The sequence below is a fragment of the Rhodococcus sp. 7Tela_A2 genome, from assembly GCF_049311045.1.
Lineage (GTDB): Bacteria > Actinomycetota > Actinomycetes > Mycobacteriales > Mycobacteriaceae > Rhodococcus.
Genome location: NZ_JAXION010000124.1, coordinates 1 through 12,234, shown reverse-complemented (window position 1 = coordinate 12,234; position 12,234 = coordinate 1). Strand labels below are relative to the sequence as shown.

Genomic DNA, 12,234 nt, shown 5'->3' with positions numbered 1-12,234 from the left:
TCGCAGCGCTGCCGGTGGCGGCGCTGGTGCGCGACTGAGATGATGTCTGTTGACCTTGGTGGTTAAATGCCCGCACAGCGGGCAAAAACTACCCGAAACTTGCGGGCTCCGTGCTCCCACCTCGGTTTCGTCCCGCGCTGCTTCCGCGGCTGCGCGGCGCCGGGCGCGGCGGTGGACCCACACCAGAACAGCCGCCACCGCACCGGCGCCGACGAACGCCCCCACGGCCATACCTGCCCAGGTCGCGCTGTCGTAGCCGACGGGGTTCGCGAGTTCCACGTAGATGCCGGCGACACCGGCCAGGTAGAGCACGACCGCGAAAACGGTTCGCGGACGTAGCGTTTTCGCGGTGGCGTAGACGTCGACATCTCGAGCGCGGGCATAGGCGATGGTCACCATCGAGAGGACGAACCACGTGGCCAGAACACCGATCGCGATGTGGGCACCGGCCCGGCCCGCGACCCACGGCAGGACGGCCCCGACCACAAGGGCACACCACTGGAACAGCTGGAACCCCACCGCGGAGGCCTCGTTCCAGACATCGCGTTGCCGTTCGTCGTGGTAGAAGTCGTCGTCGAGGTCGGCGACGACACGAGCAGCCTTGAGAAACGCGGTCATGGGAGCCCCTCCGGGTTGAGTGGGAACAGTTCTTCGACAGTGGTACCGAGGGTGCGAGCGAGTCGCAGAGCGAGGTAGACACTCGGTGCGTAATCACCCTTCTCGGTCGAGACGATGCTCTGACGGCTTACCCCGACTGCCGTACCGAGTTCGGCCTGCGTGAGGCGCGCCTGCTTGCGCAGCTCGCGGACCTTGTTGCCTCTCGGTGTCTCCGGCATGCCAGAAGTAAAGCCTGCTTGTCATTTCATGTCAAGAATACTTGTCTTTCGAACTGTTCCCACTCAGCAGCGCACCGGCCGGCCAGGTCAGGCCACCGGCCCTGCTCCGCTCCCGATCTCCACCGCGGCCACTGCCTCCACCGCGGCTCTGATGGCGTCCATTCGCTTCTCGATGTACCCGAGATATTCCGGGTGCGTGACGATGTAGGGCAGATCCTCGGCGATCCCCCGCACTACGCAGGCCCCTGCCGCGGCCGGTGTCATCCCTACATCTCCCGCGCCTTTGATGTGTGAAGCATCCTCCACATGCCCTCCCAACCGGGTGGTGTTCGCATCGAGGTTCGACCTCACGAGTCCCGGGCACAGCACGGACACGCCCACGCCGTGTGACGCCATCTCGGCACGGAGCGCCTCCGACAGGGAGACGACGGCACTCTTCACCGCGCTGTAGGCACCGCGGCCCGGAGCACCCGCCGTGAGCCCCATGACCGACGCCGTGTTGACGATGTGCCCGTGCCCCGCATCCCGCATCTGCGCACCGAATGCGGTGACGCCGTGGAACACTCCCGCCAGATCGATCGCAACGAGCAGGTCGAAAACGTCCGCGTCCGTATCCACCACGTCGCGGCCGTTGAACCCGATCCCGGCGTTGTTGACGAGAATGTCCACCGGTCCGAACACCGATTCGGCGTCGGCCTTCGCCTGCGCCCAGGAGTCGCGATCGCGAACATCCAGACCGACTCCGCAGATCGCGGGGCCCCGCTCGGCCGTCACCGCCTCGACAGCCTGCCGATCGATATCGGCGATCGTCACGGAGATCCCGTGCTGCGTCAGCGCGTCGACGATTCCGAGACCGATCCCGCTGGCCCCGCCGGTGACGAATGCATGCCGCGCCGAAGACAGTTCCATCGCTTCACCTTTCCCGTGACGAACCGGATCAGTTCGTCATCCACATTTCTTCGGGCATCGGTGAGCCGAGGGTGAACATCCGGACGCCGTGGACGTTCTCGTTGTAGACCACCGCGGGCGCGGCCTTGGTGTACCAGATACCGGGCACCAGGTCGACGAGCCGCTTCTGTGCTGTCTCGTACGCTGCCTTGCGCTCGTCCGCCCCTTCGGCGACGCGGCCGGCATCCAAGGCGTCGTTGAGTTCCGGGTCGTCGAGACCCGAGAAGTTTCCGGGAGAGTCACCGTGGAATGCGGTCCACAGCGCGTAGTCCGGATCCTGAGTGATCGCAGAGGAGATCACCATGTCGAAGTCGCGCGAGCCGGCGCGGGCCGTCGCCGCGGCGTAGTCCACCACCTCGACCTTGACCTCGACGTTGTCGAACGCACCGAGTTGCGCCTGCAGCGACTCGGCGGCCGCCTTCGTTTCCTGCGTGGGGTAGGACATGAAGGTGAACGAAACCGGCTTGCCTTCTGCTGCCAGTTCGTCGAACAGTTGCTGCGCGGTCTCCTTGTCGCTCGTCGCGAGCGGGATGTCGGCGAAGTACGGGGAGCCCTCGGGGAACAGGGTCTCGGGAATCTCACCCTCGCCGTTGAAGACGACGCTGTTGAGGGCGTCGAGGTCTGCCGCCAGGGATACCGCCCGGCGGGCCCGCACATCGTCGAAGGGCGCGCGCGCCGAGTTCATGATCATGATCTGACCGCCACCTGCGGGTACGACCTCGGCGGGGATACCCGCTGCGTCCGCCTTGGCCAGAGTTCCCCAGCTCGCTTCGAGAGACAGATCGGCGCCGCCGGTGGAGATCATGTTGAACCGCTGGGAGTTGTCGGCCACGGTGCGGACGGTGAGCTTGTCGAGGTACGGCTTGGGAGCGTCCCAGAAGTCCGGGTTCTTCACCAGATCGATCGAGTCACCCCGCACCCAGTTCTCCAAGGAGAACGGCCCGGCGCCCACAGGCTCACGGTCGAACTCCGCCGCTCCCTTCTGCAGTGCGGCCGGCGAGGCGATCCAGTTCATCGAGGTAGTGAGCATGCCCTGCGGAAAATGCGGATTGGGTGCCGCCAGAGCAATCCTCAGTGTGGTCGGATCGACGACCTCCGAAGACGCCACCTGTGCGGCCTGCCGGATCGCGGTCGATCCGAGCGCGGGGTCGCGCAGCCGGTCCCAGTTGAACTTGACCGCAGCCGCGTCGAGCGGTGTGCCGTCCGTGAACGTCAGCCCGGGGCGCAGGACGAGGTCGAAGGTCGCTCCCCCGTCCGTGGTGGCGAAGTCGGTCGCCATCTTGTACTCGATGTCGAGGGTGTCGAGATTGTTGATCATCAGCGTTCCGTAGAGCGCGTTGCCGAGCACGGGCTGGTGCGCCCAGGTATTGGAGAGTGCGGCGGGATCCAGGCTGCGCGGCTCGCCCATCTGGATCGTGCGGAGGGTGCCGCCCGCTACAGGGTCGCCGGCATCGGCGCCTGCCGCGGAGGCGACGTTGCCGGATTCGGCGCCGCCACAGGAGGTCAGCAGAAGGGCAGCGGCGCAGGCCGCCGCGATCGCGGGTAGGAAGCGGTGGGGTCGGAACATGGGGACCTCTCGACGTGCGGAACAAGGGGCGACCCGAACCACACGCGCACACATCCACCCATGCGCAGTGCAACGGATCGACAGAACTCGATTCGAGCGCTGCGCGCCCGACAAAACAGATGACATCGCACCGGGTTCGAGGAGCAAAGCCGCCCGGTGCACGCCCACTGTCATGGAGCATCGGCCATTTGTCAACGGCACCAAGCAATTCGGCGACTCGGAAAGTAATTCCCCGGAAATCCTTGCGGATACGTGGGCGTAATACTAATGTTCTCTCATTACAGAACGTCATTCTTCACGAAGGGATAGTGAATCTACCGGAGGAATCCTACTGCGGCGCAGTGCAATCCGGTTCCGCGCAAGCACTGCCGTGCCCGTGCCTGCGATCGGTGAAAGCCCCTCTTCTTCAACCACTTCCGCGATCGCGTTGCGATTCGTCGTTCCGGGCGTAATCGGTAACCCCGGTCATGAGGTGGGATCAGCCTGGGCGTAGGGGCGGTAGACGCGCTCGATCCAGTCCGGCACCGGCTTGTCGCGTGCCTCGAGTATCGCGCCGAGCGCCACCCGAGCATTGTGGCCGCATTGTGTGAACGAGGCACCGCCGTCGAGCGTGTAGTCCCATCCGAGGACCGGGAAGTAGCGGCGCTCGGACTCCACATGGTCGATCAAGCGCAACGCACAGTATCCACCGGCATCGGTGAACGATGCGGAGGTATCCGGCCTGTCGGGTGCAGGCAGATTCGGGATGATGTTCCCGCGCAGCTCGGCAGCCAGACGCGCACGCGGAATGTCCGAGGTCGCATCGACCAGATCGGGGCGTTCTTCGGCGACGACCGCAAAGGCGGTCTCGACGCCGATCTCGATCATCGGCGCGCGCGGCGACATCGGCAGCCCCGCCCACGAGCCGATCAGCGGATCACGCCGCAACTGCATCGTCATCCAGGCCGTCCACTCACCGGCGACAGCCTCGTCCCAGGTCAGTTCCGGTCCGTGGATGCGGTCCCATTGGGCATAGGCCAGTTCGAACATTTCGATCGGCAGCGGATGATGGTCCCCGAGCAGAGCCTTCGCCGCGGACTGCCGCAAGGGCGATGCACCGCGGGCAGCTTCGGCGATCAAGACTCTGGCGTAGTCACCGACGACGGCCGACAGATAATCCGGACGACGTCCCCCGACCCGATCGACGAGCCGAGGGTCGACTGCGACATCGGCGATGAGAGCGTGCCGCGCCTCGGTGGTGTATTCGAATCGCGCCAGCTCGACGCCGTGGAACCACTGGTCGCGGATCGCTTGGCGTGCCGTGCGATTGCGCACCTTCGAGATCGTGGCGGCGACCTGCGGGTCGACGTCGGGTTGCGGCAGCATCAGCGGGTCGGCCGGGTCGTAAGCGGTGCGGCCCCTCGTCGACCACTTCTCGACCTCGACGATTGCGGCCTGGTCGATACCGTCCTGAATCGCGTCGATGTGTCGGCTGCGCTGCTCGACGGTGTCGAGAAGTGCAGGCGCCCGCGCGTCGAGTGCGCGTCGGACGGTGTCGAGGAAGTCCTCTTCGACGGCTCGTGCCCGACCGGTGCGCGCCTCGACGATCGTGTCGGTCACCTCAGCGGTGACCGGGCTCTGCACCGGCCGGCCGATGCGGGATTCCCACAACGCCTCGGCGGCGTAGTGGGCGAGTTCCCCCCAGGCTCTAGGGTCTTCGAGCATCGCCCTGAAGACGACGAACGTGTCGTCGCGGAATGCACGATCGGTCATCAGGTCGGCCAGGGCGACCAACAGCTTGACCTTGAAGTGCCCGTCCGCCCATGAGAAGAACCGGTCGGGGCGGTCGACTTCGGACTTCGCTACGGCGTCGGCCTCCGCGTCCGGTTCGTCGAGGCAGTCGAGCGGGCTGCGCGCTGTCAGCGGGCGTGTCAGCACGTACCGTGCGGTGTCGTAACGGCGCCCCGGCACGGCTTTCGACCTCGGCACGGTTGCTACCGGCGCGGGTGTCCTGGTCGGAGGTGCGGTCTTGAGTGACTCGGGGCCGAACATGAACAGCGGTCCTGCGAGCCGGTCCCTGATCTGCGCCTGCGGGATGTTGCCGGCCAGCAACGAGGCGATCAGGTCGTAGGCCTGGCCACGGGTGCTGGTCGCCCCAGCCGGAAACGTCGCATCCGTCTCGGCTTCGAGCCGTTCGAGGATCTGCAATTGACGGGCGGTGACCGGGTGCTCCCGCCAGGAAGGTCGGGCCGTTGCGATGTCACGCACCGCCCGCTTCGGCACAACCTCCGGCTCGATGCCCGAGGCGTGTAATTCGCTGCGGAGTCGAGCTTCCAGGTCGTGCAGCTCACGCCACTGCACGCGGAGGCCGGTCAGGCGCTCGCCGAGGGAGACGAGATCCGCGGCGTCAGGCCGGTCGTCACCGTCGAGACCACAGAGCTGCTCGGTCGCCGAGGCGTTCTCAGCAACGCACCGCAAGCGGGTTCGGCCGGACGCTCTGCGTCCGCCACCGATCCGGGTCCCGCACCGTCCGAGCCGTCTCCCACTTCTGCTCCGCTGTCCAGTCGCCCCACCGCTCGGCCCCCGTCGCCGGATCGCTGTCCTCGACCGGCAGGGGGAACTCTCCGCTCTGCGCCACCACTACGTCCTCCCTGACCCCCGGAACCGGCTGCCTCTCGCCGGGTGTCCTCGTCTGCCACACGACCTCCTCTGCCGCACCGCGGAACATCCCTCGTCGACGGTGCCGGACCATGAGGCCGATCCTAGCGTCTTCGGCCCCGAAAACTATCGCTGAACTGGCATTTCAGCGAATTGATCGAAGGGGAACCTATCGGCACGGGACAGCGCGGTGAGCGGGCGCCGGACATTCCCTCGGACCCACCTCCGCTACCGGAACGACGGCCAACCCGACCCCCGGCGGCCGAGGATTCCCAAGAAGCACCATTTTCAGTAGTGTTGAACCTGATTCTCGTGCATGGAAGCGATATTCTCTTGTGTGACCGGGATCGCTGCGAGCGCTCACCGCGCAGGACAGGAGAGGAACGGACCCAAATGAACATTGATGACATGGTGATGATCAGCATCGACGACCACGTCGTGGAGCCAGCTGACATCTTCGAAAAGTATTTCCCCAAGAGCCTGATGGACCAGGCACCGCGCCTGACCGCCCATCCGCGCAATCCCAACGTGCAGGCCTGGCTGTTCCAGGACAAGGTCGTGGGAAGCTCCGGCCTCAACGCCGTCGTCTCCTGGCCCAAGAGCGAATGGGGCATGGACCCCACCGGATACGCCGAAATGCGTCCCGGCGTCTACGACATGGACATGCGCGTGCGCGACATGGATGCCAACGGCACCCTCGCCGCCACGCTGTTCGCCACCTTCCCCGGCTTCGCCGGCACCCACCTGGCGAGCCTTCCCGACAAGAAGCTGTCCCTCGCCGCCTGTAAGGCGTTCAACGACTGGGTGGTCGGCGAAGTCCCCAACGCCCACCCCGGACGGTTCATCCCGCTCGGCATCATCCCGTTCTTCGACGTCGACGAATCCGTCAAGGAGATCGCGCGACTCGCCGCCATGGGCTGCCGCTCGATCAGCATCCCCGAAACTCCCTACGGTGTCGGCGAGGGTTACCCGGACTTCAAGTCCGGCTACTGGGACCCGATCTTCAAGGCCTGCGTCGACCACAACATCGTGCTCAGCCTGCACATCGGTGGCGGCTTCAGCCTGGTCAAGCGGCCCGAAGGCTTCAACATCGACGACATGATGGTGCTGACGCCGCTCATCTCCACGATCGCCGCGAACGACGTCATGCTGAGCGGGGTCTTCCGGAAGTTCCCGGACCTCAAATTCGCCATGAGCGAGGGCGGCGTGGGCTGGGTGGCTCCGTGGCTCGACCGTCTCGAGCGGCACATCGTCAACCAGTCGTGGACGGGAGTGAGCTTCCTGCCCACGGGTATGACCCCGACGGACGTGTGGCGCAAGAACTTCCTGGCGTGCTACATCACCGAGCCGAGCGGCCTGAACAACCGCAACCACTTGGGCATCGACACCATCGCGTGGGAATGCGACTACCCGCACTCGGATTCGACGTGGCCGAACTCCCCCGAGATGCTCATGGAGGAACTGGTCGCCTCCGAGTGCACCGACGAGGAGATCGACAAGATCACCTTCGGTAACGCCGCACGGTTCTTCGATTGGGACCCGTTCGCCCACATCCCTCGTGAGCAGGCGACGGTCGGTGCTCTGCGCGCCCGGGCCACGGACGTCGACATCAGCGAGACGTCCAAGAGCGAGTACCGCCGGCGTTACGAACTCGCGAACTCGTAGACGTCCGTACCGGACCAGGAAACACGGCGCCGTCTCCTCTCGGCATCCGTTGCAGCACCGGCCATCCCATCGGATGGCCGGTGTTGCGCGCCTTACCGGGGTTCTTGGCGCCACAGCAGCGCGTGCACGCACTCCACCGCCTCGGCCGGAGATTCGACGTCGAGCACGCCACCAGCGGGCATCTTCCATCCGCCGACGGAGAAGACAGGCACACCCGTTCGCACCGCGAGCGCGATTTCACTCATCGTCCCCCAACTGCCGCCGACGACCACGAGAGCGTCACAACTGCGGACGAGAAGCGCGTTACGCATCTCGCCCAGTCCGGTGGGGATCGCCACCGTCAGATACGGATTGCCGTCGGCACGATCGTCACCGGGGAGGAATCCGACGGTGGTGCCGCCCGCCTCGATCGCGCCCCGGGACGCCGCGGCCATCACCCCGCCCAATCCCCCGGTCACCCCGATCGCGCGGCGCCCCGCGAGCAGACCGCCCAGCGTGCGGGCGATCCGTCGCTGCTCGGGCGTGGCCTCACCCGGTCCGACCACCCCGACGTATCGCTGAGCGTGCATGGTCGGCATTCTGCACCACCACACGCCCCTCGGTGAGGGATCTGCGGCAGTGGGACAATGGCGCGATGGTCCGACGCCGTCAGAATTCTGTGCATTCCGCCGACACCGCGTGCCCGTGCGGGCGCGGTATCCCCCTGGGCGAATGCTGCGGAGTATTTCTCGCCGGGCGCAGCGCACCGACCGCCGAACAACTGATGCGGTCGCGGTACACCGCGTTCGTCCTCGGCGATGTCGACTATCTCCGTCGCACCTGGCACCCGTCCACCCGGCCCGCACGCCTCGACCTGGATCCCGAACAACACTGGACCGGTCTGGAAATCCTGCACACTACCGGCGGGGGTTTCCTCCACGCGGAAGGCACCGTCGAGTTCCGCGCCCACTGGACGCACGCAGGAGTGTCCGACTCGATGCACGAGCACAGCCGGTTCGTGCGGGAGAACGGCGACTGGCTCTACCTCGACGCCGACGGTGGCCGGTAGATCCGGTCAGCGGAGAAGTGTCGCGCGGAGCGTCGACGCGAGCCACGAGCGGTAATGCGCGATGTCCCACCCACAATCACGGCGTAACAGCGAGTGCACCTGCGGCGAGATGAGCGTGTACAGCACGTCGGCGGCGTGCTCGGCGGTGATGTCGGGACGCAGCCAGCCGCCCTCGTACAGGCCTTCCGCGATGGTGCGCGCGTTGTCGGCGGTCGCACGTGCGTCTTCTTCCGCGAACCGGCGCATATCGGGGTCGGCGCCCGACGACTCGACGGAAGTCATGAGGAGCCCGCCGGCACGTTCGAGCATCTCGGCGCCGTAGTCGACGACCCGCTCGACGATCAGGTCGGCCTCGGTCATCGGGCGGTCACCGGGTCGCCGCACGGTGGGACGCCCCTGAGTTGCCGACGTGTCGCCGGGGCCTGCGACGGCTTCGTCGAGGGCTTCGCGAAACAGATCTGCCTTTCCACCGGGGTAGGCGGTGAAGACGGTCCGCACCGCGACACCTGCCTCTTCGGCGATATGCCGCACCGTGGTGCTTACGTATCCGTCGCGAACGAAGAGGCGCGCCGCTGCCCCACGGATCGCGGCCCTGGTCCGGCGCGCCGCTTCTTCTCTGAGCGGCGAGCTGTAGGTTCTTCGGACGGGCTCGGACATCACGATCACCCTAGCAGCACCGCGTGCAGCGCCGACGCGCCGAAATCGGTCCCGGCGTAGGTGACACGCTGCACCGCAGGCGAACACACGGCATGCTGGTGTGGTGCATACCTTCGAGGTCTGGGCCCCGATCCCATCATCAGTGCAGTTGTACGCCGACGAGGCTCTTCATCCCATGGAGCGTGACAGGCGAGGGTGGTGGCGTGCCGAAGTCGACGTCCCCCCCGACGCCCGATACGGCTTCGTCCTCGACGGCGACACCGACACGGTGCTCCCGGACCCCCGCTCTCCGAGGCAACCCGACGGGGTGCACGGACTGTCACAACTCCATGCCGTCGACCCCGGCGGGTGGTCCGACCGGTTGTGGACCGGCCGGCAACTCCCGGGCAGCGTCCTCTACGAACTTCACATCGGCACGTTCACCGAGGAGGGCACGCTCGACGCGGCGATCGGCCGGCTCGACGAACTCGCCGATCTCGGTGTCGGCTTCGTCGAACTCATGCCGCTCAACGCCTTCAACGGCCCCCACGGATGGGGCTACGACGGTGTGTTGTGGTACGCGGTGCACGAGCCCTACGGCGGCCCGGCCGCACTGCAACGTTTCGTCGACGCTGCGCACGCGCGAGGTATCGCGGTGGCGCTGGACGTGGTCTACAACCATCTCGGCCCGTCGGGTAACTATCTCGGCAGGTTCGGCCCGTATGTGGCGCCCGCCCCGGGCATCTGGGGCGACAGCATCAATCTGGACGGCACGGACTCCGGCGAGGTCCGCCGGTACATCCTCGACAACGCGCTCCGCTGGTTCCGGGACTTCCACATCGACGCGCTCCGGCTCGACGCGGTTCACGCCCTCCTCGACCACACCGCGACCCACCTTCTCGAGGAACTGGCAGTCGAAACATTCCGTCTCTCCACGCATCTCGGACGCCCCCTGAGCCTCATCGCGGAGAGCGACCTCAACGATCCCCGCATGATCACCCCGCGCTCCGGTGGCGGGTACGGGTTGCAGGCACAGTGGGCCGACGACATCCACCATGCGATCCACACCGCCGTGTCGGGGGAACGTCAGGGCTACTACGGCGATTTCGGGTCTCTCGAATGCCTGGCGCAGACACTGGGACACGGGTTCTTCCATGCCGGAACGTATTCGACGTTCCGCGGGCGGATACACGGTCGTCCCCTCGATATCCGCCGCACGCCCGCGAGTTCACTGGTCGCCTACACGTGCACCCACGACCAGATCGGCAACCGGGCGCTCGGCGACCGGCCCGGTGCCTATCTCGACGCCGGGCAGCTTGCCGTTCGGGCTGCTCTCGTCCTCACCTCGCCGTATACGCCGATGCTGTTCATGGGCGAAGAATGGGGTGCCGGTACACCGTTCCGCTACTTCACCTCGCATCCCGAACCGGAACTCGCCGCGGCGGTCGTGGAGGGCCGGCGCCGGGAGTTCGGTGAACACGGGTGGAACACCGAGGACGTTCCCAATCCGCAGGATCCGGCCACCTTCGAGGTCTCGAAACTGAACTGGGACGAGCGCACCGCACCCGAGCACGCACGACTGCTGGACTGTTACCGGGAGCTGATCGCGCTGCGCCGCGCGCGGGCCGAAGTCAGCGATCCGTGGCTCGAGCATCTCCACGTCACCTACGACGAAGAGGAACGCTGGATCACCTTGTACCGTGGGGCATTACGAGTGGTGTGCAATCTGGGACCGGATCCGGTGACGGTACCGGTCGGAGGGCGCCCCATCCTGTGGTGGGACGAACCGACCGTCAATCGCACCGAATCCGCAGTGCTCGTGCCGGGACATTCCTTCGTGATTCTCGAATCCCGTACCGGCGCGACCCGATCGGAACCGCTCGTCTGACGAGAAATCTCCGTCGGCGGGGACGCCGGCCTACGTCAGATAACGGTAGGCCGGCGACCCGGGCTCGAGCCGCTGCGCCTCGACAGGCGACGCGTCCATCCGATGAAGAAGCGACGAAAGATTCTCTGCCGCACCGAGTTCGATGCCGACCAGCGCCGCACCCGTCTCACGGTTGTTGCGCTTGACGTACTCGAACAGAGTGATGTCGTCGTCGGGGCCGAGCACCTCGTCGAGGAACCTGCGCAACGATCCGGGCTCCTGCGGGAAATCCACCAGGAAGTAGTGCTTGAGACCACGGTGCACGAGCGACCTCTCGATGATCTCGCCGTAGCGCGAGACGTCGTTGTTGCCACCGGACACCAGGCACACGACATTGGCTCCCGGCTGCACCGCGAGTGACTCGAGCGCGGTCACTGCCAGCGCGCCGGCAGGCTCCGCGATGACGCCTTCGTTCTGGTACAGCTCGAGCATGGCGGTGCAGATTGCTCCCTCGTCGACCTGCGCCAACCCGAACGGCCCGCTGCCGAGACCCTCCCGGCGCAGCGCGGCCACGAGCGGAAGGTTCGAGTGGGTGACGACCTCCGCGCCGAGACGGGAGACCACGGCGTACGGAAGATCACCGATCCGTTTGACCGCGGCGCCGTCCACGAACGGTTCGACCTCCGGCAACGTCACCGGACCACCCGCGACCAGCGCAGCGGTCATCGATGCCGCACCGGCAGGCTCCACGCCGACGATGGATGTGTGCGGCGATCGTTCGCGCAGGTACGCCGCGAGTCCGGCGATGAGTCCGCCTCCGCCGACCGGCACGATGAGCACGTCGAGGTCTCCGTGCAACTGTTCCAGGATTTCGCGGGCGATGGTGCCCTGCCCGGCTGCGGTACGCGCGTCGTCGAACGGCGGGATCATCGTCGCGCCGGTCCGCGCGCCATCTGCGGCGGCGGCGGCGGGCCGCCCCGCCGGCCGGGGGGGGCCCCCCCCCCGGGCGGCCCCCACCCACCCCCCCGCC

Annotated in this window: 12 protein-coding genes; 3 read left to right on the top strand and 9 right to left on the bottom strand. The window is 66.6% G+C overall.

The genetic code is table 11. The features are described from left to right. The 6 genes from TVH25_RS18295 to TVH25_RS18270 all read right to left on the bottom strand — a co-directional run. Nucleotides 1-618 (bottom strand): hypothetical protein (locus TVH25_RS18295; RefSeq protein WP_422425112.1); only part of this gene is annotated, 618 nt, incomplete at its 3' end. Continuing rightward, a complete protein-coding gene (locus TVH25_RS18290) occupies nucleotides 615-836 on the bottom strand; it encodes a helix-turn-helix transcriptional regulator (protein WP_169620127.1) in 222 nt (73 codons plus the stop codon). The genes TVH25_RS18290 and TVH25_RS18295, both read right to left, overlap by 4 nt. Nucleotides 837-923: 87 nt before the next feature. Beyond that, on the bottom strand, nucleotides 924-1,745 hold the full coding sequence (locus TVH25_RS18285; protein WP_169620128.1) for an SDR family oxidoreductase: 822 nt from the start codon (nucleotides 1,743-1,745) through the stop codon (nucleotides 924-926). Nucleotides 1,746-1,773: 28 nt separating this feature from the next. After that, nucleotides 1,774-3,351, bottom strand: a complete 1,578-nt coding sequence (locus TVH25_RS18280; protein WP_296550278.1) for an ABC transporter substrate-binding protein — start codon at nucleotides 3,349-3,351, stop codon at nucleotides 1,774-1,776. Between the two features lie 465 nt (nucleotides 3,352-3,816). Beyond that, complete coding sequence (locus tag TVH25_RS18275) at nucleotides 3,817-5,808, bottom strand: hypothetical protein (RefSeq protein ID WP_422425110.1); 1,992 nt, start codon at nucleotides 5,806-5,808, stop codon at nucleotides 3,817-3,819. Beyond that, nucleotides 5,792-5,968: a hypothetical protein gene (locus TVH25_RS18270; RefSeq protein WP_422425108.1), complete on the bottom strand. Its 177-nt coding sequence runs from the start codon at nucleotides 5,966-5,968 to the stop codon at nucleotides 5,792-5,794. Before TVH25_RS18270 ends, TVH25_RS18275 begins: the two co-directional genes overlap by 17 nt. Nucleotides 5,969-6,381: 413 nt before the next feature. Here TVH25_RS18270 and TVH25_RS18265 point away from each other — a divergent pair, with 413 nt between their 5' ends. Then, a complete protein-coding gene (locus TVH25_RS18265; protein ID WP_169620131.1) occupies nucleotides 6,382-7,653 on the top strand; it encodes an amidohydrolase family protein in 1,272 nt (423 codons plus the stop codon). A gap of 92 nt (nucleotides 7,654-7,745) precedes the next feature. Here TVH25_RS18265 and TVH25_RS18260 read toward each other — a convergent pair whose 3' ends face one another. Then, nucleotides 7,746-8,231 carry a TIGR00725 family protein gene (locus TVH25_RS18260; RefSeq protein ID WP_422425106.1) on the bottom strand — a complete coding sequence of 162 codons (486 nt, stop codon included), beginning with the start codon at nucleotides 8,229-8,231 and terminating at the stop codon, nucleotides 7,746-7,748. Between the two features lie 56 nt (nucleotides 8,232-8,287). Between TVH25_RS18260 and TVH25_RS18255 the strand changes: the two genes are divergently transcribed. Continuing rightward, nucleotides 8,288-8,701: a YchJ family protein gene (locus tag TVH25_RS18255; protein ID WP_169620133.1), complete on the top strand. Its 414-nt coding sequence runs from the start codon at nucleotides 8,288-8,290 to the stop codon at nucleotides 8,699-8,701. A gap of 6 nt (nucleotides 8,702-8,707) precedes the next feature. Here the strand turns inward: TVH25_RS18255 and TVH25_RS18250 are convergent, their stop codons facing one another. After that, nucleotides 8,708-9,358 (bottom strand): TetR/AcrR family transcriptional regulator, encoded by a 651-nt coding sequence (locus TVH25_RS18250; RefSeq protein WP_169653081.1) that lies wholly within the window; start codon nucleotides 9,356-9,358, stop codon nucleotides 8,708-8,710. Between the two features lie 103 nt (nucleotides 9,359-9,461). On the opposite strand from TVH25_RS18250, the gene treZ reads away from it, so the two are divergent. After that, a complete protein-coding gene (gene treZ, locus TVH25_RS18245; RefSeq protein ID WP_422425103.1) occupies nucleotides 9,462-11,225 on the top strand; it encodes a malto-oligosyltrehalose trehalohydrolase in 1,764 nt (587 codons plus the stop codon). Between the two features lie 30 nt (nucleotides 11,226-11,255). Here the strand turns inward: treZ and TVH25_RS18240 are convergent. Next, nucleotides 11,256-12,234 (bottom strand): pyridoxal-phosphate dependent enzyme (locus tag TVH25_RS18240; protein ID WP_422425102.1); only part of this gene is annotated, 979 nt, incomplete at its 5' end.